This is a genomic window from Candidatus Poriferisocius sp. (genome assembly GCF_965202595.1).
In the GTDB taxonomy this organism is placed as follows: domain Bacteria; phylum Actinomycetota; class Acidimicrobiia; order Acidimicrobiales; family Bin134; genus Poriferisocius.
Genome location: NZ_OZ241836.1, coordinates 104,032 through 127,618 on the forward strand (window position 1 = coordinate 104,032; position 23,587 = coordinate 127,618).

At 61.0% G+C, this 23,587-nt stretch carries 24 protein-coding genes, 1 tRNA gene and 1 pseudogene; 12 read left to right on the forward strand and 14 right to left on the reverse strand.

The features are described 5' to 3' along the window. Positions 1 to 58: 58 nt before the first annotated feature. The 3 genes from ACOGXC_RS00865 to ACOGXC_RS00875 are packed head-to-tail and all read right to left on the reverse strand — an operon-like array spanning position 59 to position 4,092. Positions 59 to 2,353 carry a fibronectin type III domain-containing protein gene (locus tag ACOGXC_RS00865; RefSeq protein ID WP_419918853.1) on the reverse strand — a complete coding sequence of 765 codons (2,295 nt, stop codon included), beginning with the start codon at positions 2,351 to 2,353 and terminating at the stop codon, positions 59 to 61. Further along, positions 2,350 to 3,426 carry a hypothetical protein gene (locus ACOGXC_RS00870; RefSeq protein WP_419918854.1) on the reverse strand — a complete coding sequence of 359 codons (1,077 nt, stop codon included), beginning with the start codon at positions 3,424 to 3,426 and terminating at the stop codon, positions 2,350 to 2,352. Before ACOGXC_RS00870 ends, ACOGXC_RS00865 begins: the two co-directional genes overlap by 4 nt. Positions 3,427 to 3,450: 24 nt before the next feature. Next, the gene (locus ACOGXC_RS00875; RefSeq protein ID WP_419918855.1) at positions 3,451 to 4,092 is read right to left on the reverse strand and encodes a UGSC family (seleno)protein; all 642 of its coding nucleotides are present in this window, start codon (positions 4,090 to 4,092) and stop codon (positions 3,451 to 3,453) included. Between the two features lie 35 nt (positions 4,093 to 4,127). Here ACOGXC_RS00875 and ACOGXC_RS00880 point away from each other — a divergent pair, with 35 nt between their 5' ends. The 4 genes from ACOGXC_RS00880 to ACOGXC_RS00895 all read left to right on the forward strand — a co-directional run bounded on the left by ACOGXC_RS00880 (position 4,128) and on the right by ACOGXC_RS00895 (position 8,922). Beyond that, the gene (locus ACOGXC_RS00880; RefSeq protein WP_419918856.1) at positions 4,128 to 5,120 is read left to right on the forward strand and encodes a hypothetical protein; all 993 of its coding nucleotides are present in this window, start codon (positions 4,128 to 4,130) and stop codon (positions 5,118 to 5,120) included. 35 nt (positions 5,121 to 5,155) lie between these two features. After that, positions 5,156 to 6,994 carry an ABC transporter substrate-binding protein gene (locus ACOGXC_RS00885; RefSeq protein ID WP_419918857.1) on the forward strand — a complete coding sequence of 613 codons (1,839 nt, stop codon included), beginning with the start codon at positions 5,156 to 5,158 and terminating at the stop codon, positions 6,992 to 6,994. A gap of 61 nt (positions 6,995 to 7,055) precedes the next feature. After that, positions 7,056 to 7,988 (forward strand): ABC transporter permease, encoded by a 933-nt coding sequence (locus ACOGXC_RS00890; RefSeq protein WP_419918858.1) that lies wholly within the window; start codon positions 7,056 to 7,058, stop codon positions 7,986 to 7,988. Between the two features lie 58 nt (positions 7,989 to 8,046). Next, on the forward strand, positions 8,047 to 8,922 hold the full coding sequence (locus ACOGXC_RS00895) for an ABC transporter permease (RefSeq protein ID WP_419918859.1): 876 nt from the start codon (positions 8,047 to 8,049) through the stop codon (positions 8,920 to 8,922). 98 nt (positions 8,923 to 9,020) lie between these two features. Here ACOGXC_RS00895 and ACOGXC_RS00900 read toward each other — a convergent pair whose 3' ends face one another. The 6 genes from ACOGXC_RS00900 to ACOGXC_RS00925 form a co-directional block, all read right to left on the reverse strand. Further along, on the reverse strand, positions 9,021 to 9,947 hold the full coding sequence (locus tag ACOGXC_RS00900; protein ID WP_419918860.1) for a transglutaminase family protein: 927 nt from the start codon (positions 9,945 to 9,947) through the stop codon (positions 9,021 to 9,023). Continuing rightward, positions 9,944 to 10,999, reverse strand: coding sequence for an alpha-E domain-containing protein (locus ACOGXC_RS00905; protein WP_419918861.1), 1,056 nt, complete (start codon positions 10,997 to 10,999; stop codon positions 9,944 to 9,946). The genes ACOGXC_RS00900 and ACOGXC_RS00905 overlap by 4 nt, the downstream gene beginning before the upstream one ends. A gap of 135 nt (positions 11,000 to 11,134) precedes the next feature. Beyond that, the gene (locus tag ACOGXC_RS00910; RefSeq protein WP_419918862.1) at positions 11,135 to 12,610 is read right to left on the reverse strand and encodes a circularly permuted type 2 ATP-grasp protein; all 1,476 of its coding nucleotides are present in this window, start codon (positions 12,608 to 12,610) and stop codon (positions 11,135 to 11,137) included. A gap of 161 nt (positions 12,611 to 12,771) precedes the next feature. Continuing rightward, positions 12,772 to 12,846: transfer RNA gene (locus ACOGXC_RS00915), tRNA-Pro, on the reverse strand. Between the two features lie 76 nt (positions 12,847 to 12,922). Beyond that, complete coding sequence (locus tag ACOGXC_RS00920; protein ID WP_419918863.1) at positions 12,923 to 13,408, reverse strand: CarD family transcriptional regulator; 486 nt, start codon at positions 13,406 to 13,408, stop codon at positions 12,923 to 12,925. A gap of 18 nt (positions 13,409 to 13,426) precedes the next feature. Continuing rightward, a complete protein-coding gene (locus tag ACOGXC_RS00925; RefSeq protein ID WP_419918864.1) occupies positions 13,427 to 13,561 on the reverse strand; it encodes a hypothetical protein in 135 nt (44 codons plus the stop codon). Positions 13,562 to 13,788: 227 nt separating this feature from the next. Between ACOGXC_RS00925 and ACOGXC_RS00930 the strand changes: the two genes are divergently transcribed. Together ACOGXC_RS00930 and ACOGXC_RS00935 are read left to right on the forward strand one after the other, a co-directional pair. Further along, positions 13,789 to 14,895, forward strand: a complete 1,107-nt coding sequence (locus tag ACOGXC_RS00930; protein WP_419918865.1) for a hypothetical protein — start codon at positions 13,789 to 13,791, stop codon at positions 14,893 to 14,895. A 238-nt stretch (positions 14,896 to 15,133) separates the two neighbouring features. Beyond that, positions 15,134 to 16,615 carry an ATP-dependent nuclease gene (locus ACOGXC_RS00935; RefSeq protein ID WP_419920096.1) on the forward strand — a complete coding sequence of 494 codons (1,482 nt, stop codon included), beginning with the start codon at positions 15,134 to 15,136 and terminating at the stop codon, positions 16,613 to 16,615. 25 nt (positions 16,616 to 16,640) lie between these two features. Here the strand turns inward: ACOGXC_RS00935 and ACOGXC_RS00940 are convergent, their stop codons facing one another. The 4 genes from ACOGXC_RS00940 to ACOGXC_RS00955 form a co-directional block, all read right to left on the reverse strand. After that, a complete protein-coding gene (locus ACOGXC_RS00940; protein ID WP_419918866.1) occupies positions 16,641 to 17,330 on the reverse strand; it encodes a DUF429 domain-containing protein in 690 nt (229 codons plus the stop codon). Between the two features lie 52 nt (positions 17,331 to 17,382). Beyond that, positions 17,383 to 17,688 (reverse strand): type II toxin-antitoxin system PemK/MazF family toxin, encoded by a 306-nt coding sequence (locus tag ACOGXC_RS00945; protein WP_419918867.1) that lies wholly within the window; start codon positions 17,686 to 17,688, stop codon positions 17,383 to 17,385. Next, positions 17,675 to 17,926 (reverse strand): DUF6290 family protein, encoded by a 252-nt coding sequence (locus ACOGXC_RS00950; protein ID WP_419918868.1) that lies wholly within the window; start codon positions 17,924 to 17,926, stop codon positions 17,675 to 17,677. Before ACOGXC_RS00950 ends, ACOGXC_RS00945 begins: the two co-directional genes overlap by 14 nt. Positions 17,927 to 18,128: 202 nt before the next feature. Next, positions 18,129 to 18,824, reverse strand: a complete 696-nt coding sequence (locus tag ACOGXC_RS00955; RefSeq protein ID WP_419918869.1) for a glutaminyl-peptide cyclotransferase — start codon at positions 18,822 to 18,824, stop codon at positions 18,129 to 18,131. A gap of 79 nt (positions 18,825 to 18,903) precedes the next feature. Between ACOGXC_RS00955 and ACOGXC_RS00960 the strand changes: the two genes are divergently transcribed. Beyond that, entirely contained in the window at positions 18,904 to 19,113 is a 210-nt protein-coding gene (locus ACOGXC_RS00960; RefSeq protein WP_419918870.1) for a hypothetical protein, read from the forward strand. A gap of 60 nt (positions 19,114 to 19,173) precedes the next feature. After that, complete coding sequence (locus ACOGXC_RS00965; RefSeq protein WP_419918871.1) at positions 19,174 to 19,380, forward strand: hypothetical protein; 207 nt, start codon at positions 19,174 to 19,176, stop codon at positions 19,378 to 19,380. Here ACOGXC_RS00965 and ACOGXC_RS00970 read toward each other — a convergent pair. Beyond that, positions 19,351 to 20,370, reverse strand: a complete 1,020-nt coding sequence (locus ACOGXC_RS00970) for a cyclase family protein (protein WP_419918872.1) — start codon at positions 20,368 to 20,370, stop codon at positions 19,351 to 19,353. The genes ACOGXC_RS00965 and ACOGXC_RS00970 overlap by 30 nt on opposite strands. A 148-nt stretch (positions 20,371 to 20,518) precedes the next feature. Between ACOGXC_RS00970 and ACOGXC_RS00975 the strand changes: the two genes are divergently transcribed. The 4 genes and pseudogenes from ACOGXC_RS00975 to ACOGXC_RS00990 all read left to right on the forward strand — a co-directional run bounded on the left by ACOGXC_RS00975 (position 20,519) and on the right by ACOGXC_RS00990 (position 23,175). After that, on the forward strand, positions 20,519 to 21,673 hold the full coding sequence (locus ACOGXC_RS00975) for an ImmA/IrrE family metallo-endopeptidase (protein ID WP_419918873.1): 1,155 nt from the start codon (positions 20,519 to 20,521) through the stop codon (positions 21,671 to 21,673). Then, on the forward strand, positions 21,673 to 22,122 hold the full coding sequence (locus ACOGXC_RS00980) for a DUF4411 family protein (protein ID WP_419918874.1): 450 nt from the start codon (positions 21,673 to 21,675) through the stop codon (positions 22,120 to 22,122). Before ACOGXC_RS00975 ends, ACOGXC_RS00980 begins: the two co-directional genes overlap by 1 nt. A 69-nt stretch (positions 22,123 to 22,191) precedes the next feature. Next, positions 22,192 to 22,407, forward strand: a pseudogene (locus tag ACOGXC_RS00985) (transposase); the annotation flags it as partial. 18 nt (positions 22,408 to 22,425) lie between these two features. Continuing rightward, positions 22,426 to 23,175: an IS1595 family transposase gene (locus ACOGXC_RS00990; protein WP_419919999.1), complete on the forward strand. Its 750-nt coding sequence runs from the start codon at positions 22,426 to 22,428 to the stop codon at positions 23,173 to 23,175. Positions 23,176 to 23,587: the final 412 nt, after the last annotated feature.

Here is a 23,587-nt window from a genome sequence, read left to right on the forward strand (position 1 = left end):
GTTGTGGTGGCCCGGTTTTTGTGGCTTTTCGTGTTGAAGCTGGGAGGGTTAGCCGGGATCACCAACCGCAGCGGTAGCCATACGCGCTTGTCCATTGGGAGGTGCCATCCGCGTTGATGGCGCGAACGCGGAACCAGTGCCAGTCAGACCAGCCAGTCGAGTCGGGTGCGACTCCGGTGCGGATGAACTCGGTTCCGGTGACTGTGATGGTGGTTCCGGCTCCGTTGCCAACCCAGTGTTCAACTTGGTAGCTGGTCGCGTTGCTGACCTTGTTCCAGGTGACGCTCATGGAGTTCTCGGTGTGGCGGCAGGCGATGGTCGGCTGGTTAGGCGCTGGGAGTCCTTTGAGGATGCAGGTGACGTACTCGTAGGGGTCTTGCTGAATCGGTTCACTTGAGCTGTAGTAATCCCGTCTTGTGGCTGTTATGTTGCTTATTGTAATTGTGTAGCAGTGGTCGCTATCGATAGGTGGATCCTGCAAGTTTGAGTTTGTATCGCCATTAATTGCCCATACAAGTGCCTTAAATGGCTGATTGTTCCAGATTATCTCGGTCGGTACAGTGCCGTTATCGTCCGTGACTGTAACTGTGGCTGAGGAATAATCATATATCATACCTTTCTCTGGTAATTTGAAATGCCACCTTCCCCAGTTAGTGTTTGCCGGTATGTAGCCAGGTGGAGGCCAAGCTACGAACCCTCTGGGCTGCTTAATCTCAAATGAGTCATACCATATATCATGGACAAATAAAGCGTTACTGCTGTGTTTGTGTTCACCACCTGTGTGTTGGGGAGGGACATCACCAGTGCCCATGTTTCTAACACGAGGATCGAGTATCCACTGTCGATGCCCGACAGCCAAGTTAGTGCTTCCTGGGTCTTGCATGTAACCGTCAATGGATGGCAGGCCGTATACTCCTAAGAACAGGTTGCTGCTGGCTCCTCGGGCACCGTCCTCGGTGTAGCAAGTCCATTCAGGACCAGGATTGTGGGACAGGTTGTGGTTAGCGCTCATTATCAAGGCTGCTGCTTGAGCTAGTTGTGAATACCGTTGATTCTCGGTGACAGGGTTGAGCCCGGCCATCCCTCGATACCAATTGACCCGCTGGATCACACTGTCGCGAAATTGTTGGCTGGTGGTGCCAGCAACACAAGCGTCCACATTTCCACTGAATTCAGGGTCGGGCTCAACCCTTTGAAAGTCAGCAATTGTTCTGGCTATTACTTCAGCTCGGTTCCAGGTGTCGAACCCCGGACCTTGCCCACTACCGCGGTTACCAACCAGCGGTGCCGACGCTTCGTTGCGGATTCCAAAGCTGTCGAGAGCCACTCCTGCCGGTACTCGCACCACAACTTCGCCTACGGTCCACGGCTCTACCAAAACTTCGTACCGGTTGCCAGCACCAGAAAATTGAGATACCCAACCGTTGGCAACCGCAATATCGCTTTTCTCGAATCCAGTAACCGGCCGGATAAAAGCTATCATCGTTCTAAAACTACCCTCAATTAACTCATCCACCGAAAAAGGTGTTACTTCAACAGCAAGGGGCCCAACCGGGGTTACTGTGGTTGAGGGTGTTTCGGGGCCGGGTCCGGCTTGGTTAAGTGCTCGTATTTCGAATAGGTAGGGTTCGCTATTTTTGAGGTTGGTTACGGTGTGGGTAAAGACATAGGCTCCGCCTGGTATTGTCTGCCAAGCGCTATATTGTTGGCCGGGTGTTTGGAATCGGTATTGCCAGCCCCTTATGGGCAAACCTCCATCACCACCAGCCTCCCACACCAACGTAACCTGACCATCACCTGCTTCCGCGACCAAACCAGCCGGTGCTTCCGGCACCGTGGTGGAAGCAACTTTGTCACTATTGGAACCGGCCTCATCGTTAGCGGAAGCCAACCGGAGGGTGAGTGGGGAGCTGACCAGCCAGCGCCTGCTGGGGGCGTCGGGAGGGAAGTAGCGGTTTTGGGGCAGCAGGCGGTCACCCCATGGGCCATCCGGCTGGGCTGGCTGGAGGGCAAACTCAATCCTGCCGTTGGCCAGCTTGCGGGCAACGATCCGGGCTGTTGCGGCTCCTACGGTGAGTGGGGAGCTGACCAGCCAGCGCCCGGTGGGGGCGTCGGGAGGGAAGTAGCGGTTTTGGGGCAGCAGGCGGTCACCCCATGGGCCATCCGGCTGGGTTGGCTGGAGGGCGAACTCAATCCTGCTGTCAGCCAGTTTGCGGGCAACGATCCGCACCTGAACCGTGCTGTCATCGCTGGTGGTGGAATCCTGCGCAACGGCTGGGGAGGGGGCGATTACGGTGAATTGAATGACTGACAATGTGACCATGCAGATCGAAAGCAAAACTGAACGTTTCATATTCGGTTGCTCCGGTCGTGGATGGGGCGGCTGGTGGCCATGCCTAGCATGCATGACAGTCCGGCTGATTGGAGCCCGCCGGATCCGCCGGCCACCAGGATCACGAAGTAGTCGGGGGCGGGGACAATGGGTATGCGGTCGTTGTGGATGGTCACTCCCATCTCTTCGAGCACTTCCCTGGTTGCTTGGTGGCGGTACGGGGGGTAGAAGTCCAGCGGTACCCGAGCCTCGGCGAACAGGTGTTCCCGCAACTCCTGCTTGGTGGGCATCAGCCCCGCCACCATCTCGGCGATCACCGGGCTCATCACCAGCACGGTGTTGAACGGGTTGGGGGCGTCGTGGCCGCCGCACGGCCCGCTGGTTGCCAGCCCGTGGGTGACATGGTGCAGCACCTGGTCGGGCTCGTGGTGCATGTCGGTAATGGGCCACATCCCGTTTACGGCCAGCACGGTAACCACATCGTCGCCGGCTCGGAATCCAGCCTCGGTGTGGTAGGGCGGCCACGGGGATGCCTCCTCGTTCTCGGCCACGCACAGCGAGGTGGCTTTGCCGGGCCAGCCCAGCGGGGCCTTGTCCACCTCTCCGGGGACAGCCCCCCCGATGTTCACCAGGGCCAGCCTCATGGCCCGCCCCACGGTGGCGTTGGTGCGAGATCCCGGCCCGAAGCACCCGGCGCCGTAGTTGAAGCCCAACCGGTTGCGGACCGGTCCGTTGACCACCAGCATCGGCCCCACCGGGTTGGTGGTGGTCTGGATACCGTGGGCGTTCATCTGCGGGTCGCAGAAGGCGTCGATGGCGGCGATCAGAACCGGCATCACCTCGGGAGCGCATCCGGCCATCACCGCGTTGGTTGCGATCTTCTCCACCGTGGCCGGCGCGTTCAGCGGGGGGATCCGGCCCACCACGTGATGGCCGGGTAGCCCGGAGGCGGCCACCGCGTCAGCCACCCTCCCAGGAGTGGGGGGCACCACCGGCAGCCCGTCGGTCATGCCTCGCTCCCGCAGGTAAGCCTCAACGGCACCGGCTCCGCCTTGAATGGTGACTCTATTCACCGGGTGATCGCTCTGGTTCATGCCGCTACACCCTCGATGGTGGCCCTAATCACCGGGTTGGGCCACCAGGGCGGCCACGATGGCGGCCATTCGGGATGCGATGTCGGTTCTGATCTCGGCCTCGGGCCACTCGTCGTAGCCCGCCGGCAACACGATCAGGGGTTGGTTGCCCACCCGCAGCCCCCGGGCGGTGGCCTCGGCCAGGCCCCGGAACTGCTCGGTCACCAAACCGACGGCCGGGGTACCCAGCTTCTCCAGGGTGCTGCTGGCGTGGATACACCACGCCGTGCACGAGCCTCAATTGCCCAGCCCGCTGATGACGGCATCGACCTCGGCGTGGAATGCCTCCATCTCCTGGTGGTAGCGCTCGGGATCGGCACCGTGCATGGGGCCGGCGGTCGTCACCACCACCTCGGCCGCCCCGGCTCGCTCCACCAGCAACCGGGCCAGCTCGTCGGCCAAGATGGCCATGGAGCGCCACATGTTGTTGTCGATGATGCCCACCACCGATCCGGCCAGCGACTCCCGCCGGGCGGCCAGCGGCTCGAACGGTTCGTTCATCTCGCCGCCGGGCAGCAGGATCGTGATGGTACCCCCGGGCTCTTCATCCGGTGTCTCCGGTGGTGCCTCCGGTGGTGTCTCGAGGGCGGGGTCCGCCGGCGGTTCCGTGATCGTGTCCAGGGCCACGAGCTTACTTTACGCCGAAGAACTAATGTGATGAGATGCGCACCATCACCCGACCCCGCTCCCCGGTAGTTATCGAGCAGGCGCTGGATGATCCCGAGGTGCTGCTGGGGGTGCTGGAGCGGCAGTCGCCCCACCCGATGACCTTGGCCGGGGCCGAGTTCGCCGAGAGCCGGGCCTCTCTTCGGGCCGGGGCCGCGACCGGCAACGTGCCCCCGTTCGTCGAGGTGGTCGAAGGTGAACCCCGGATCCCGCCGGTGTTCCGCACCACATGGGGCATCGACGGTAAGCCGGTGGTCGGAGCGAGCACCATAGTTTTCAACCCCCGGTTCTTCCACGCCGCCCAGCGGCTCTACGACGCCGAAGTGGTGCGCCCCTACTTCACCTATGTGAACATCAACGCTCCCAGCGGCCAGTATGCCCGCCACACCGACATCCCGGCTTTCAGGGGCGTGAGCCGGGAGCGCTATCCCACCTGGTTGCTCAACTGCATGCTGCACTCGGGGTGCTTCGACCGCTGGCGGGTGCGGATCGCCACGGCGGTGTCCTGGTACTACAGGGGAACCGGTGGGGAGTTCACCTACTGGCCCGAGGGTTGGGACGGTGACCCCGTGACGGTGGACCCCCCCTACAACTATGGCGTGATGGGTGACAACGATTTCATGCCCCACCGGGTGGAGTCCATCGGTGCCGAGGCCGACCACGCCAATTACGGCTTCGATGCCACCATCACGCTGACCCCCGACCGGGACTGGGTGATCGAGGAGCCCGGGCATGAGCCGGTGCGTCATGGTTTCAACGATGTGAGGGTGTCGCTGTCGTGGAAGGCCTTCGTGTTCTCCGACGCTGCTGAGGCCAGGATTCATGACAGCCACCGTGATGATCTTGACGAGTCCACCGTGGTCACGCTGCTGGCCGAGGACTGTGCCCGGCGAGGGGTGATCGTGCCCGACGAAACCGATGCTTTGCACCATCCCGAGTTCGGGTCGCGGGTTCGGAGCGTCTACCTGCCTTCTGAACTACGGTTTTGACCGTCTGACCATAGGAGACCATAGGAGGTGGTTTGATGCCTGGTGAGCGCCGACCCTTGAGGAATGTCCTGGGGCCACTTCTGGCTGTGTTCTGCGCCCTGGCGCTGGTGGCATCGGCCTGCGGAGGGGGCAACGACGATGACGGTGGCGACACGGTTGTCGGTACTACCCAGCCAACCCCCGCCGGTTCTGGCGATGCCGGCTCTGGCGATGGCGGCGGTTCTGGCGATGCCGGCGATGGCGATGGCGGGTCCGGAGATGATGATGTCAGTTCTGGTGATGCCGGCTCCGGCGACGATAACGGCTCTGAGGCCGGCAGCAGTTCGGGGAGCGATGGTGGTGCTTCTGATGGAACGGCCGGCGAGTCCCCGGTATTGGCCGAGCCGGTCTACGGCGGTACGATGGTGTTCGGCCTCGAGGCCGAGACCACCAACGGGCTGAACCCGGTGAACGCTCAGGCCGCGGTGTCGGGCCACATCCTGTTCCGCGCTCTGTACGAGACGCTGACCATCGAGGGGACCGGCGGAGAGGCTCTGCCGCTACTTCTGGAGAGCTTCACCCCCAACGACGACTTCACCGAATGGGTTCTGACCCTTCGACCGGGCATCACCTTCCACGACGGGTCACCGGCCGATGCGGCTGCGCTGAAACGCCACTTCGAGGAATTGCAGAAGGGCACCCTGACCGGTATCGCGATGGGTGATCTGGATATCGACACCATAGAGGAAGTGGACGGCTTGAGCGTGAGGCTCATCCTGAACCGGCCCCAGGCCACCCTTCCCAACTACCTGACCTCCCATCTCGGATACTTCGGGGCCCCATCCATGTACGACCTGGGTGCCGAAGGCAGCGCTCGCAACCCCATCGGCACCGGCCCGTTCATGCTGGATGAGTGGATCCCCAACGAGATCACCCGCATGGTGCGCAACCCCAACTACTGGCGTACCGATGCGCAGGGCCGGCAACTCCCCTATCTGGATGCCATCGAGTTCCGCCCCATTCCCGATACCGACGGCCGGTTCGCGGCCCTGCGGGCTGGTGACCTCGACGCCAGCAGCGTGAACACCGGCCTGCGCATCGACGACTACAACGAGCAGTTCAAGACGTTCTGGGAGCCGGATCAGTACTCCGAACCCTCATACCTCATGTTGAACAACTCGGTACCCCCGCTTGACAACGTGGAGTTCCGCCGGGCGCTGGCCCAGTGCACCGATCGCCAAACCTTCAATGATCTTCGCTGGGATGGGCAGGTGCCGGCAACTGGCCCCTTCGCCCCCGGCACTCCCGGGTATCTCGAAGACGCCGGTTTCCCCGCCCACGATCCCGATGCCGGGCGAGCCACCATCTCCAGGCTTGGTGTCACCGGCGTGGAGATCGGTACCACCAACGACTCGTCCAACCTCTTCAGCACCGAGTTGATCGCCTCCATGTGGGGTGATTGCGGGCTGGATGTGTCCATCACCCAGGTTGATCAGGCGGAGCTGATAACCAACGCGGTGGTTGGCCGGTTCACCGCGTTCTTGTGGCGCAACCATCCCAGCTACGACCTGACCGCGGAGCGGATCTGGTGGCACAGCCGCTTCGGGCAGGGCATCGCGCTGAACTTCGGTCGCATCAACAACCCCCGGGTCGATGCCGCTCTGGATGAGGCCCGGGAAACCAGTGATCTCGACCGGCGCCGGGAGCTGGCCGAGGAGGTCAATCGGGCCTTCGCCGAGGAGGTCAACAACATCTGGTTCTACTACTCCAACTGGTTGGTGGCCACCCAGGACAACGTGCACGGCATCGACACTTTGACGCTGCCCGGGGGCGGGGAGCACGAGAAGGTTTTCAACGGCAGGGTTTTCTTGGGTGAGGCCTGGATCGAACAGTAGCGGGCGGCTCCGACTCCGACTACGGGGTTGACCAGGGGGCAGGACACCGGTGCTCCGGTTCATGGGGGTGCGATTGGCCCAGCTTGCAGTGGTCGTGCTGGTGGTCACGCTGCTGTTCTACTGGATGTTGAACCTGCTCCCCGGCAATCCCTGCGTGGCCGCAACGGGCGGGGCGGCCACCCCGGAACGGATCGCCGAGTGCGAGCAGGATCGCAACCTCGACGACCCGGTGATCGTGCAATGGGCCAAATGGGGTGGGGATGTGCTCACCGGCGACTTCGGGAAGTCGTACCTGGATGGGCGCAGCTTCGGCGAGGCCATCTCCAACTCGTTGCCCCGCACGTTGCTGCTGATGGCCTATTCCCAGCTTCTGGCCCTGGGGGTGGCCATTCCCCTGGGGGTTTGGTCGGGATACCGCCAGGGCAGCGTGGGCGACAAGATCACCAGCGGCGGCGCGTTCGCGTTGCTGTCCACCCCGGTTTTCGTGCTCGGGCTGGTGTTGATGCTGGTGTTCGCGGTCAAGCTGGACTGGTTCGACCTGAGTGGCTACCGGCCGATCTCCGAGGGGGTGGTCGCGCATTTCAAGGTGATGTTCCTGCCCTCGGTGACCCTGGCGGCTGGGTTGATGCCCGTATACCTGAGATTGCTGCGCACCGATGTGATCGGCACGCTGCAAGAGGATTTCGTGGGAACCGCTCGGGCCAAGGGCCTGCCGGTGCGTCACGTGCTGCTTCACCATGTGCTGCGCCCGTCGAGCTTCACGCTGCTGACCATCTTCGGCATCCAGGCTGCTCAGGCCGTGAACGGGGCCATCGTGGTGGAGTTCCTGTTCGACCTGGACGGGGTCGGATCGTTGCTGGTGACCTGGGTGGCCGCCCGTGAGTTTCTGCTGGTTCAGACCCTGGTGGCGCTGATCGCCGCGGTGTTCGTGACCGTGACCACGATGGTGGACCTGCTCTACTCCGTGCTCGATCCCCGGGTGCGGCGAAAATGACCGGCTCAGGGCGGCTCTGCGGGCGCTCTATCGTGCTCGATCCCCGGGTGCGGCGAAAATGACCAGGATCGGCACCAAGCAAGTCGCGGGGTCGATGCCCGAGGTTGTGGTTCGCAAGCGCCGCCATCACGTGGCCCTGGTTCTATCGCTGGTTTGGTTGGCCCTGGTGCTGGCCGGTGCGGTGTTGGTTCCCTGGCTGGGATTTCTGGAGGATCCCCAGCGCCCCCTGGCCGGCTGTCCCGAAGAGGGGCCGTCGTGGTCGCATTGGTTCGGCACCGACCAGCTCGGCCGGGACATGTTCGCCCGTTCGGTTTGGGGTAGCCGGCTGTCGCTGTCCATCGCCGGCCCGGCGGTGGGGATAGGGATCGTGGTGGGAAGCGTGCTGGGGATCGCCGCCGGATACTTCGGCAAATGGATCGACCTCGCCGTCAGCAGCCTGGTCAACGTCGCGCTGGCTCTGCCGGCGTTGCTTTTCGCCCTGTTCATCGTCACCATGCTGGGCCAGAGCTACATGAAGGTGACCATAGCCGTGACCATCCTGACGATCCCGCCCATAGCTCGCATCGCCCGGGCCCAGGCGCTGCGGTTCGCTGCTCAGGAGTTCGTGACCGTGGCCGGCATAATGGGAGCCCGATGGCCCCGGGTGCTGTTCCGGGAGATACTTCCCAACGTGGTGCCGGCGCTGGTTTCCATCGCTTTTCTGGCCATGGGGATCGTGATAATCGCCGAGGGCAGCCTCTCCTTCATCGGGGTGAGCGTGGGCTCGCCCAGCATCACCTGGGGCAACATCTTGGCCGCGGGGCGAGGCAGGCTCGAAGAATCCCCCCACATCGCTCTGACCACGGGTGCTGTGATGTTCTGCACGCTTTTGGCATTGAACTTCGTGGGCGATGAGCTGCTGAAGCGCCTCGACGTGCGCGAAGCCCGCATCTGAATTTGCTGAATCCGCGGTCATTGTGCGGCTGATGAATCCGTTGAATTTGCGGTAATTGTTGCGGCTGATGAATCCGCGGTCACGGTTGTTTTAGTTGGCTATTGCTGTTGCTGCCCTGCTGATCTTGATTCTTGTTGCCTCTCGGTGGGGTCCATGCGGCGGATCTCCACCGAGGCGTTCACATCGGGGGTGCACGGTCCGGAATAAACCCCCCGCAGGGGAGGAACATCGTCGTAATCCCGGCCGTGGCCGATCTTCACGTGCCGGCGGCCCACCGGCATCCGGTTGGTGGGATCGAACGCCAGCCAGCCCGAGCCGGGTACGGCCGCTTCGAACCAGGCATGGGTCTGCACCCTGACCAGGTCGCCGTCGATGCTGCCGGTACGGTCATCGCTTGAGAACAGGTAGCCGGACACGTAGCGGGCCGGTATGCCAACGCTGCGGCACAGGGTTACCGCCAGATGGGCGTAGTCCTGGCAGACACCAACCCCCTGGGCCAAGATGTCGGTGATGGGTTGGCCGATCTCGGTGGTTCCGGGACGGTAGTCCAACCGATCCCCTACAAAGTCGTGCAGCGCGGTAACCGCCCCCACTACGTCCAACCCTTTGGTCCCTTTGGTCCCGGTCAACTTGCGGGCCTCATCGGCCAGGGTTCGATCCCATTGAGTATGGCGGGTGGGTTTCAGGAACTCATCGTGCTGGTTGAGGAAATCCTGATCGGCCAGCAACTCCATCGGGGTAGAAGCGGGAGCAGAGGCGGGCAAGGGGGCCGGATCCTGGGTTTCGACCGAGGCCTCGGCGGTCACTTCCAGCACGGTGTGGGGTTCGGTGACACCGAACTGATCCACCCGGGTGCCCCAGTAGTCGGTGAACGGCAGCATCCGGGCCGCCGGTTCGACGGTAATCCTGTAGTTCAGCAGTTGCTGGCGCTCCCCGGTGACCGGGCAGGCCCGCATCTCGTTCTGGGATTCCCGCACCGGGGTGTCGAACGTGAACACCGTGCGGTAGCAGATGTCCAATCTCACAACGGCCCCCCCGGTTTGATCGGAGCTCCCTGTTTGATCGGAGCTCCCGGTTTGATCGCCTGGGCGTGGAGGTCGAGAGCCTCGCCCTTGCGGAAGAAATGACCACCGACCAGTTCGGCCACCTCCCGCACCCCGGCTTCAATGGCGGTCAGATGGCTGGGCAGGTCGGCCACCATGTCGGCGAAATCGGCATACTCCAGTTCGGATCGGAGCTGTCCCAGCCGGCGGAGCGGCGGGGGTTTCTCGTGGGGCACCAGGGCTGCTACCTGGTTCTCGCTCACCAGCAGGCAATGGAGCACCGACCGGGGGAACAGCTCGTTCACCAGCAGGAACCGGGCCACATCAGCCCCCAGGGGCGACGATTGACCGGCCCGCTGGTAAGCCTCCAGCGCCGATACCGACCGGAGGGTGAGAGCCATCTCGTCGTAGGAGGATCCGTCCAGCTCGGGGTATCGGACGCTGACCAGCCGGCAGGTCATCAATGCCCGCTCCAGCATCTGACCCAGCACCAGGAAGCGGTAGCTCTCGTCCTGGGACATGGAGGAGCTGATCACGCCGGTCATCGTCTGGCAGTTGGCCTGGATGAGGTCGAGGGTGGGGAACGGATCGTTATCCATGGCCACCGAGAAGTCGTCCCGGCGAAGCCGCAGGTGGAATTGGTTTATCTGCTCCCACAGCTCCGACGGGATCTGGTCACGCAGCGTTCGGAAGTTCTCCCGGGCGCAACCGACGCAGAACACGACCGATCCGGCCAGCGCCGGCGACGTCACCAGGCGGGTGGCCTCGGCCTGCACATCTATGCCCAGCCCCGCCTCGCTGCGCAGCATCGGCGGTGACATTGCCAGTTGCTCGGCCATGGACTGCACATCCTCGGTGGGGGCCGGCTCTTCCAGGCGAAGGGTGCGGGTCAGGTTTTGCATCCGGTCGATGGCCTGGGCCGGACTCTCCGCCACGGTGCTCAGCAGCGTGGCTCGCACCATCCGGGCGGTGTCCTCAGCCCGCTCCAGGTAGCGGCCGGCCCAAAACATGTCCTCGGCGTGCCGGGCCAGCATCAGTTCGGGGCTTTCTGGTGGGGTTTGCCGGTTGTTGGGTTCGTTGTGCGGTTGGGTGGGGCCGGCATCAGTTCGGGGCTTTCTGGTGGGGTTTGCCGGTCGTTGGGTTAGTTATCCGGTTGGGCCGGGCCGGCATCAGCTCGGGGCTTCCACGGGCTTGTTGGAGTCGTCCAGAACCCAGGTGTCCTTCGAGCCACCCCCCTGGGAACTGTTGACGATGAGAGATCCCTCTCGCAGGGCGACCCTGGTGAGCCCGCCGGGAATCACCTCCACCTGCTCGCCGCTCAGCACGAAGGGTCGCAGATCTATGTGGCGGGGCGCGAATCCGTCCCCGGCCCAGGCCGGTAGGCGGGACAGGTTCACCACCTCCTGGGCGATCCAGTTGCGCGGATCACTCATGATCTTCTCCTTGACCTCATCGAGCTGAGCCTCGGTGGCCTTGGGCCCGATCACGATGCCGTATCCCCCCGACTCGGCCACCGGCTTTATCACCAGCTCGCCCAGCCGCTCCAGCACCTCGGCCCTTTGCTCCGGTTCCCACAGCAGGTAGGTGGTGACGTTCGGGATTATCGGATCCTCACCCAGGTAGTAGCGGATCATGTCGGGTACGTAGGCGTAGACCGCCTTGTCGTCGCCCACCCCGTTGCCCACCGAGTTGGCGATGGATACCTGCCCCGCCCGGACCGCGGCCATCAGACCGGGCACTCCCAGGGTGGACAGGGGGTTGAACACCACCGGGTCCAGGAAGGAGTCGTCGATGCGGCGGTAGATGATATCCACCCGCTCAAGACCCCGGGTGGTGCGCATGGCCACCATATGGTTGTCCACCACCAGGTCGCGCCCCTCCACCAGCTCCACCCCCATGCTCCGGGCCAGAAAGGCGTGCTCGAAGTAGGCCGAGTTGAAGATGCCCGGGGTGAGTACCACCACGGTGGGGTCGTTGCCGCTGGCCGGCGGGGCTATGGAGCGCAGGGCTCTCAGCAGCGAGCGCCCGTAGTGGTTGACCGAACGCACCGCCAGATCGGAGAAGGCGGCGGGTAGCAGCTTGGTCATGGCGGCCCGGTTCTCGAGCACGTAGGAGATGCCGCTGGGGTTGCGCAGGTTGTCCTCCAGTATCCGGTAGCCCCCGTTGGTGCCGCGAACCAGGTCGATACCGGCCACCAGGCAGCGGGCTCCCCGCGCCACCTGCACGTTCATTGCCTCCCGCTCGAAGCCGGTGGAGGAGGTGATCAGGTGCCGGGGGACGATGCCGTCGTGGATCACGGCCTGCTCCCCGGTATATATGTCGTCGAGGAACCGGTTGAGGGCGGTGACCCTCTGGATCAGGCCCCGCTCGATGATGGACCACTCGCCGGCTTCGATGATCCGGGGGTACAAGTCCATGGGCCAGGCCCGCTCGGTGCCTTCCTCGCCCCCGTAAACCGTGAATGTGATCCCCCGGCGCAGGAATGACTCGTTGCCCCGCTCCTCGAGGGCCTTCACCTGCGCCGACGTCAGCCGGTCGAACCATTCCTGCACCGGCCGGTAGTGGTTCCGGATGTGCCCCTGCTGGTCCACGGCCTCGTCAAAAAATCCGGCAGCACCGGGAAAGGCCGCGCCATCGTTGGCCATGGTCGGCATTATAGGTTCTCGACAGGTTCTCGGAATCAATGCCGCGGGTTCATCGGCGTTGTTGCTTTACCGAGTCGAAGTGGGGGTTCATCGGCGTTGTTGCTTTACCGAGTCGAAGTGGGGGTTCATCGGCGTTGTTGCTTTACCGAGTCGAAGTGGGGTCGGGCTGGCCGGATTTGAACCGGCGACCCCCTGCTCCCAAAGCAGGTGCGCTGACCAAACTGCGCCACAGCCCGTAACCAGGTCAAGGTTACTGGGCCCCGCTGGGCGGGGGGAAGATTGTTTTCGGGGGGCTGGTGGGGCCCAGACCGGTCAGGATAGGGACAGGGCCTGGCCCACCCGGTCGAGGGCCTCCTCCTCGGATACGTTCAGCGAGAAGCTCAGCTCCGATACCAACACGTTGCGGGCCTTGTTGAACAGGCTCTTCTCGCCGGCCGACAGGCCCTTGTTCTGATCCCGCAGGGCGAGGTTTCTCACCACCTCGGCCACCTGGTAGACATCGCCCGACTTGAGTTTCTCCTGGTGGTTCTTGAAACGGCGGCTCCAGTTGGCCGGTTCTCGCACGTCCCGCTTTCGGAGCACCTCGAACAGGTCCTCCACGTCCTCGGTGGAGATGGGCCATCGCATCCCCACCTCCTCGGCCTTGTCCACGGGCACCGACAGCACCATCTCACCGTGAGCCATGCGCAGAACCAGGTATTCGGTCTTCTCCCCGAACACCTCTTTCATCTCCTTCTTGACGACGGTTGCCGCTCCATGGTGAGGGTAGACAACCTTGTCACCTTTCTTGAACGTCATTTCACTCCGCAGTGGACTCTAGGAACTCATGAAAGAATGCCACGACCGGCTGCGGTGGCGCATCTTGGCCCCAACTTTCAGGTCGCCTTCGAGCTTGGCCCGCAGGAGCCGCCGGCTGCGGTTGTGCATCCTGGCGGTGATTCGCAGGACCAATGATCAATATCAGCCTTGTGCTGTTTTGGCCTTGCGTGTCTGAGACGGTTGAGAACCCCGGGCCGGCAGGCAAGGATGGGTAAGGATGGCTTCGCTTCGTACCGAGATAACAGCTCACCCCAGAACCGGAACCGCTTCACAACGAGATGGGTAAGGATGGCTTCGCTTCGTACCGAGATAACAGCTCACCCCAGAACCGGAACCGCTTCACAACGAGATGGGTAAGGATGGCTTCGCTTCGTACCGAGATAACCGAGATCGTGACCGGGTTGGGAATGCTGGGCCTGGCTTCGGTGGATGAGGCGCTGGCCACCCGACCGGCGCAAATGGTGGGGGTGGGCGACCGTCACTACGACAAGCTTATCGCCGCTCGGGCCGCTGGCGAGCACGGGTTGCAGTTCGATGAGGCCTGGGCCAATGGGGTGGCCTTCGCCGCCGCCGATGAGGGGTTGCGGGATCGGGTGCCGCGGCGGGTGGAGTGGAAGGGTCCGCACCAGGCTCCCGCCTACGAGCAGGTACCGGCCGATCTGCGGGTGGATCATGTTTATCTGGTGAGTTGCAAGTACGGGTCGAGGCTGCTCCACAACGTGTCGCCGGCTCACCTGTTCGAGCGCCTGCTGGCGGTGCGGCAGGTCGACAAGCCCGGCAATTGGTACGCCCGAGTGGCTCCGAACGAGTATCAGGCTCTCTACCGGGCCGCTCGGGAGCATCTGGTCGGCCAGGGCGCTGGTGAAGGTCGGGGCGGCGGGCATGGGCTGGGCGCTGGTGAGGGTCGGGGCGGCGGGGATCGTGGGCATGGCCAGGGCGCTGGGTTCGAAGATCTGCCGCCCACGGTTACCGACTTGGACACCGACCTGTACAAGCGGCTTAAGGAGCCCTTCTCCCGGCGATGGCCCGATTCGCTCGTAGAGCCGGCTCGCTGGTTCTCGGTGGCGGTGTCGCAGGCCTCCGCCGAGCGTTGGTTGGCGGCGCTGGGGAGTCGGGCGACCCGGAGGGAAGAGGCGTTGTGGCGCCTGTTGCGGCTCCAGCCGGCACCCTATTTCGTGCTGGGCACCGACCACCGCCGCCGGCCGGTGCGCTACCGGGTGGGCACCCCCTGGGACTTCCGCCGGCAGTACGAGTTCAAGTCGTTCGACGTATGGCCGGAGGCCAGAGTGCAGCCTGTGGTGTGCTGGCGGGCCGACCTGATTGTCCGGGCCACCGGCACACCGGTGCATGTTGACGGCCATGTGGAGGTGCGCTGGAGCCATGGCCGCTTCCAGGGCTCGCCCGAGGCCAAGGTATACCTCAAAACCGCCCACCTGGAGACTCCGGGATACACCGAGCTGTCGTAGGGGTGTTCCCTCCCCGGTGTTTGTATCCCGTACCCCTGCCCCACACTGCCTCACCGAATGAAGAGCAAATCGCTTCCAGGAGCAATTCGCAGGCTATAATATGGGCCAAATTAACTCAACTTAGCCCCAACCCAGCCTTGGTACGGGCTGAGCACCCCAACCCAGGGAATATATTATGAGAGCATTTGAAGATAGGCTGCATAGGCTTTGGGAACAATTGCGGGGCAAGAAACCTCATATGCCTCATTTTCTGTCAGAGGTATACTTGGATGGGCTTCGGGGGATAAATGATCTTCGGATAGAGTTCGAGTATCCTGTGAGCGTTATTGCTGGGAGCAATGCAACAGGCAAGTCCACTATCCTATTTGCCGCAGCATGTGCCTACAAGGTGCCTGATGCTAAGCCTAAAGATTTCGTACCTTCCACCTTCTTTCCTGACTATCGTCCAAAGTCAGGAAGCCTCAGAGATGCTAGAGACGAAGTAGCTATTGTATTTCAATACAAAACTCCTGAAGGGCATCGTTCAATGCAGTGGGGGCGCAAGAACAGTTGGGGCCGTAGTTATATGGGCCGCAGAGGAGCTACCCAACCAGAGCGTAATGTCTATTTGAGAACATTGAGTGATTTGAGAGACCCTTCTGGTGTAAGCGGTGTCCTGAGCTTGTCAAGGCTTACTTCTCCACCTCAGCAAACAGCATTAACAGCTTCACAGATTAACTTTGCACAACAGTTACTACCTATGCAATACAATCAAGTATTCAATCTTTCTAGCGGTGAAAAAAGCTTATTGTTTGCAACCCTTCAGGGAGGAACAGAATACTCCGAATTGCATATGTCTTCTGGAGAACGGTCCATTCTTAGACTTTCGCAAGAGATCGCACAGCTAGAGGGAGCTCTTGTTCTAATTGACGAAGTTGAAGCAGGTCTTCACCCAGAACTCCAACAGCTTCTGATGCTACAGATACAGCAGCTTGCTCTTAGAAATAGTTTACAGGTAATTGTAACCTCACACAGCCCAGTTATTTTAGATTCTGTTCCTTCATCTGGTCGCATATTCCTGTCACGTAACGATGACGGGGATGTAATAGTGCAGCCACCCTATAAAGATATTATACAGGATGCCCTGTACGGTCGTTCTGTTGAGCAACTCAACATTCTTTGTGAGGATGATATTGCTGAAAGTATTCTCTACGGTATATTAGATTATATGATAACGAGAGGTCAAGTTAGATTGGATGCTATTCGGATTGGTAGAGATACAGGTGCAGATGAGTTTCCAACACATGCTAGGGCTTTGGGAAAGTTTGGCCCAGTAAAGAACTTTGTATTTATATTGGACGGTGACAAGGAAGATAGTAATATAGCAGACAAGATAATTGATTATACAAAGAATGAGCAAGGTGTCCTATATCTGCCAGGCAAAACTTTTCCCGAATCATGGGTGTGGAATAGGCTATCTGAATTTGATAGTATTTTTGGGATAACTAGGGCTATGCTGGCTGATAAAATACGTGGACTTGATGCACTTTACGACCCAGCTTCGGACTCACCGTCGGAAAAAGTAAAGTTCAAGTTGCGTGGTCTTGCTGACGAACTAAACCGCAAAGATGTCGAAATTTGCCGTGAAGTAGCTAAATTGGAGGCAGGAAGGGTAGGTAGCGACATTCAACCTTTGGTGGAGAAACTTACTGATATTCTTATTGATTGGCGCTCCCCGTAGTTGAACTGTAAAGGCGGGTTGCGGCTCAGGCGCTGATGGTCATGGGATAGCCGGTTTCGTCCACCTCGTCCTGGCCAAGACTCAAGGAAGTGCCGGTGGCCAGGCGGCGGGCGGTCCAGGCGGCGGCCGCCGCGTCCAGCAGGTCGTCGATGGCTGCGCCGGGCGGCGATGGGTGGGCGGCGGCTTCGAGGTTGGAGAACTGGGGGTTCAGTACGGCCCGGCGCTCGTCTCGTCCCTGCGGTTGGCGCTTGGACATCTCCATGGGTCGACCGGCCAGCACCGCCAGGCTGGTTTCGGGATGCACCTCGGCCGCCCTGGGTCGGGCCGGGGGCATCAGGTCGGCTGGGTTGAGTGAGGCTCGCACCTCCCGCACCTTGGCCAGCAGGTTGAACGCCTGGATGGACAGGCCTCGACCGGTGCTCATCCGGCTCAGGTGGTTGGCCTCCTCATGGTTGGTGGCACCGAGGGTGGCCAATGGTGGGGTCCAGAACAGCGACGACCGCCGGGGACCGAGCAGATCGCGGGCCTCCATGTCGGATTGCCGTAGTTCGGTGGCGGGTAGTCCGATGGGCATGTCCACCCCCAGAACCACCAGCTCCAGGGCTCGGGCTTCGGCCCACACCCCGGCAAACGATGTCTTCACCGAGAACGCCACCGGTGAGTCCGCACCGATGCCGGTTATGGCCATGACCCACCCACCCCGGGCTGCATCCACTCCCGCAACCAGTGTTTGCTCAGCGCTGGGTTTCAAATTGCTTATTTTTCAACTAGCAGCCAGTGGCGGATTTGAGGACTCGGCAGGCTTGTTCCATGCGGGTGGGTTCGAGTTGGGCAATCCGCCGGCGAAACGCCTCTCGAGGCAGGGTGTAAATGGTGTCGAAGTTGACGACGCAATCGGTGGGTACGCCGTCGCCCACGGTCAAGGCGAGTTCGGAGGTTACCCCCCTAACGGTTCGAGTGAGCGCGGCAACCACCACCGCCCCGATGCGGTCGGCAACGGGATCGCGGGTGAGCACCAACACCGGCCGGTCGCCTCCCGGGGAGCTTGCGAACCAGATATCACCCCGCTGCATCGGCCCAATCCGACCAGTCCTCCGCAGGCTCCCAATGCTGCCCGGCGGCCAGGCAAAGCTCTTCGGCAGCGAGGGGCATCGCCCGGTACACCTCAGCATCATGTTCAGCCTCGATTGCGTCGGCGTAACGACGCAGCGCCTCACGGATCATCTGCGAAAGGGCTATCCCTAGAGACTCCGCCACCTTCTGGATTCTTTCGGCTTCTGCGGGATCGACTCGGAAGCTGAGCATTGTCATACAAGTATAATACTACGTATGACATGTTGCGTGGCACTGCATGCTCGGAAGCGGGCAACCAGAACATCCACCAGCGGCTGACCTACCCACCCCGGGCTGCGTTCGCTCCCATGAGCTGTGTTTTGTTTGCTCAGCGCACTCGCCGGGGGACTGGCCCATCCCGCGGGTGATGGCTGCATCCACTCCCGCAACCAGTGTTTGCTCAGCGCTGGGTTTCAAAGCCGACCTCGAACATGGTGGGCCAGCGCTTGCCGGTTATCAGGAACGTGGCGGTGTCGGGTCGGTAGGCGATGCCGTTCAGCACGTCGTTGTTGTCGGTGCCGGCCGGGTGGGGGTTGATTATGGCTGACATGTCAGCCTCGGCGGCGACCGTGCCGCTGCCGGGATCGATAACCACGATTAGGTCGGTTAGCCAGACGTTGGCCCACACGTAGTCGCCCACACACTCCAACTCGTTGAGCCGATCCACCGGCTGCCCATCGGCATCGGTCACCCGGACCGAACCCAGCACCTCGAACGTTTCGGGATGCCGGAAGGTGAGCGTGCTCGATCCGTTGCTCATCACCAGCCGGGTACCGTCGTGGCACAAACCCCAGCCCTCACCGGCGTAGGTGAAGCCGCCCTCGGGATCCAGCGTGTCCCGGTCATAAACCCCGGCAACGCCCGCCTGCCAGGTGAGCCAGACGAGCCGGTCGTCCACGAGGGCCAAACCTTCACCGAAGTACTGAGGATCGCCAGCCGTCTCTCGCAGAACTCGCCCGGTGGACAAGTCCACTGTGCGCAGCACCGACTGCCCCCGCAGGCCGGTGCTCTCGTACACCAGACCGTCGTGCCACAAAAGCCCCTGGGTGAACGCCGTGGTGTCGTGGGGGTAGGTGGCGATAACCCGCCAAGCCAACTCTCCCGACCAGGATGGCTCTGGTGTTGGCGAAATGGTGGGGGTGGGTTCGGGTGTTGGTTTTGGGGTTGGTTGTGTGGTGGGTTCTTGTGTTGGTGGTTCGGGTTTAGTGGGGGTGGGTTCGGGGGTGGAGGCTTGCGGTGTGGGGGTGGGTTCGGGGGTGGAGGCTTGCGGTGTGGGGGTGGGTTCGGGGGTGGAGGCTTGCGGTGTGGGGGTGGGTTCGGGAGTGGCGGTGGTGGCTTCGGGAGTGGAGGCAGTGGCTTCGGGAGTGGAGGCAGTGGGCAACTGATCGGCGGTGGACTCGGTGGGTAGAGGTTGGACGCTGGGCTCGGTTGCCGGTGGTTCGGTTGTGGTTGTAATGGTTGGTGTTGCCGGTTCGGTTGTGGTTGTAATGGTTGGTGTTGCCGGTGGTTCGGTTGTGGTTGGTGTCGCGGTTTCGGTGGTGGTCGGCGCGCCGCGGCCACAGGTCGTCAGCAGAGCGATCGCGGCCAGCAGCCCGATTGCGATCAGAAAAGATCGCATGGGGCTACTTGATGGCTATGGGGTTGATGGGTGATCCCACAGCACCGGGGATGTTGAGCGGCGGGGCTACCAGCATGAACTCGTAGCGACCATCGTCGGCGCAGTCGGCCGCCAGCTCGTCGAGCACCCAGAACTCCCCCAGAGGCAAACCCCTGTCCACCAATGCACCGCAATGGACGGGGTAACGGCGAGCCTCGGGGTCCTCGGGCACCAGCACCTCGACACCGATGGTGTCGGCGGCCACTGCGGACACGTCATTGCGGTCGCACCAGGTGAGCGCATCCACTCCCAATCCCGGTGAACCGCCGAAGTACGCCTCTTGCTGGCCGGGGGTGAAGTTCGGATCCCACCGGGCCAGGTAGCCGGTGCGGATCAGTGCAATGTCACCGGATTCCACCGAGGTGCCCTGCGAGCGGATGCAGCGATCCAGCATCTCCGAGTCGATAACCGTGGCCGGCGCAAGCTCATCCAGCCCTTCGCTGCGGGGCAGGTCGAGCAGCACTCCCCGACCCACGAAGCTCTCCCGATGGTTCTCGATCCCCAGCACCGAAGCCCCGCCGTATGCTGTGATGTTGCCCGCCCAGTAGCCGTTGTACATCGTGTCCCGATACATGACGTGGCCGAAGCCGTCCCACTGGGTGGAGCCCTGGAGGGGCATCTGGAGCATGTCGTCGTTCCATTGGAAGTCGGGGTCGTCTTGGTTGTAGGGGGAGCCCACCACCTGGTCGGAGCCTGCCATCAAGAACCAGTGCAGCGGTGCCGGGCGGGTGTGAAAACGAGGGCCGCCGGCATCGATGGGCAGGGCCAGCGAGAAAACCCTGCCGGATCGCACCAGGGAGGCGGCCCGGATTCGCTGTTCGGGATTGATGAGGTTCTGGGTGCCGAGCTGGTCGTGCTCGCCCCACCGCCCCCAGTTGTTGGGCCCTTCGGGAACGTAGCCCCCCACGATCTTGCCCTCACCGTCCACCGTGTAGTCGGGGGCCGACCAGTGCTTGGCGTAGCGGGCGTAGCCGTCTCTACCCATTTGATTCGCCTCCTCGATTGCCGGGCTAGTGCCCGCAGGCTAGTTCCCTTGGGCTCCCCTTGTTGCCCCATCCGAGCCCCACCCGCCCGGAAGTGGTCATCGGATTACGTGGCCTCATCGGGTTGGTGACCGTGCGATACTGGCTGGTGTGACATTCCGGGTCGATGTGCCGCCGCAACTTTTGAGGTGGGCACGCGAACGGTCCGGCATCGACGAGGCGACCTGGACGGCGCGGTTTCCTCAGTATGACAAATGGCTGGCGGGCGATCCGGCACCAACATTCAAGCAACTCAACGACTTCGCACGTAGGACATACACTCCGATCGGCTACTTCTTTCTGGAGGAGCCACCTGACGAGACCTTGCCCATCTCTGATTTTCGTACCATTGGTGATCGACCCATTTCCCAAATGGTGTCCGCGAACCTCCTGGACACGCTGTATCGCTGCCAGTCTCGCCAAGAATGGTATCGAGAAAACCAAATTCTGAATGACGAGTCCCCTCTGGCCTTCGTTGGAAGCGCCACGATCGCGACTCCACCTAAGCAGGTCGCTGACGAGATGAGGGAACTTCTGAACTGGGGAAGGGACTCCCGCAAGAGACTTAGTAGTTGGAGCGCCGCGCTTGCGCTCCTCCGTGATAACGCTGAGGCCATTGGCGTACTGGTCATGATCAGCGGCATTGTCGGATCGAACACCCACCGAAAGCTTGATCCCGAGATGTTTCGAGGTTTCGCTCTTTCGGATCCGTATGCCCCACTTGTCTTTGTAAACAGTGCCGATTCTAAGACCGCACAGATTTTTACGCTCGCCCATGAACTAGCACATATTTGGCTCGGCTCTTCTGCACTATCCGATATGGATCCGGAATCGACGCGAAACTTTGGCGTTGAGCGCTGGTGCAATCAAGTTGCCGCCGAATTTTTGGTTCCCATGGATGAATTCGCCGCAGTCTACAAGAGACAGGTTGACATACGCGAGCAGCTCCAGCCGCTAGCAAAGCATTTCCGCGTATCCACACAGGTTATTCTTGGCCGCATACGCGAAATCGGAGTAATGACGTGGGAAGAGTTCATGTCTGAACTTGAGTACGAGCGTCGGCGAATAGCTCAGAGCCCATCGAAGCAAAGTTTGGGTGGTAATTATCACAATACTAAGCCAGTGCAGGTCAGCAAACGTTTTGCCCGTGAATTGATTGCTAGCACGCTTGAAGGCCGAACACTATACACCGAGGCCTTTTATTTGCTTGAGGTAAGGAAGACATCTACACTCCATAGCCTTGGCAAGAAACTGGGAGTTTTGTAGTGGCATATCTACTTGACACGGATGTGTTCATTCGAGCAAAGAACGACCACTATGGACTTGACTTCTGTCCGGCATTTTGGGACTGGCTTAAGATTACTAATGCAGCAGGTGTTGTTTACAGCGTTGATGCTGTCTACAAAGAGTTGATGACGGGTAAAGACAATTTGTCTGACTGGGTAGAAGCACACAAACGTCTCTTTATCATTACCTCTTCAAGGGAACTACTGGGGGTTCGCTCAGTCAATCAGTGGGCGCAGAAGTCGCAGAACTATGATATGGCAGCCAAAAATAAGTTCGCTTCCAAAGCTGACTCGTTCCTGGTCGGGCATGCGCTCGCAGGTGGACATACAGTGGTCACTCATGAACGTCCAGGCCAGAGCCGCAAGAAAATCAAGATTCCAGACGCTGCGATGGCCCACAAAATATCCGGGGCTTATATATGTGACTAGCCAAACTACTGTTGACCTGGGGAATTGGGCCACAGAGAAAGTGTCGCTTGTGTTGGTATAATAGTAAATATGGAGAATAATAAATCCTCGGGTAAAGGGCCGGGACGGTCGGGCAGGAAAGGCATTTCCTTGCCTCAATTTTTTCGACTCTTTCCCGACGATCAAAGTGCAGAAGCTTTTATAGAAGCGGCGCGGTGGCCGAACGGTGTGGCCTGTCCACGATGCCAAAGTGAACGGATCAGTCGTATAAGAACCCGCCAGCCGATGCCCTTTCGGTGTAAGGACTGCCGTAAGCATTTCTCAGTGAAGACCGGCACGGTGATGGCCGACTCAAAGCTCTCCTGCCAGACATGGTTGTTAGCCGTGTATTTGTTCAACACCGGGTTGAAAGGTGTGTCTAGTATGAAGTTGCATCGTGATCTTGGGGTGACGCAGAAAACGGCGTGGCATTTGGCGCACCGGATTCGTGAGGGGATGAAGGTTGACGATTTCCTGTTTGTCGGCCCGGTGGAGGCCGATGAGACCTATGTGGGCGGGCTGGAGCGCAACAAGCACCAGCACAAACGGATGAAAGCAGCAGGCGGCCCATCGGGGAAGGCTATCGTCGCCGGTGTGAGGGAGCGGACAACGGGTCGAGTTGCTGCCGGTGTGGTGGCTGACACCAAAGCTGCTACCTTGACCGCCGTGGTCACCGACCACACTGAGAGGGAATCTGTGGTGTTCACCGACGAGGCCCCCGGCTACCTGCCGTTGAACAGGGCCGGGTACAAGCACCACGCCGTTACGCATTCGACAGGTCGCTGGGTTGATGGGATGGCCCACACGAATGGGCTGGAATCCTTTTGGGCGTTGCTCAAGCGCGGCTATCAGGGCACCTACCACCACATATCGCCTGAACATCTCCACCGCTACATCGCTGAGTTCCAGCACAGGCACAACGAGCGTCCCAAGAACACGATTCAGCAAATGGCGGATGCGTTCTCCATGATGGAGGACAAACTACTAACCTATGACCGTCTAACCGCCGAGGGGGTCCAAGCGAATGCAGCCTGACTATCCCACAGAGGAAGAACTAGCGGATACGCTCCGAGCCGTGCTCATCATGCCACCCGACGCTGTGGACACAACCGATTTGGAGGATAGCGTCTAATGCGGAAATTATATACAAAGCTAACCACATCTGTTTTGACCAGGGCTTTTCTCTCTAACCAGTCAAAAAAATCCCAGGCCAGATGTAGTTTGGCTAGTCACATATATAAGCCCCAAATATCCTGCATAGATCCGTTCCAGATGCTGAGAAATATGGGGGCACACTTTGTGCTTTGATGTTAATCAACTTCAGGGGTTGTAAACCGATGAACGCCAGCCCCCAATCGTCTCGGCCTATTTCAGCCGCCTCCTAGATTGCTGGGTTTGTGCCCGCAGGCTAGTTTCGCCCGTCTATTTTTTGGCCTGTTTGGTTCCC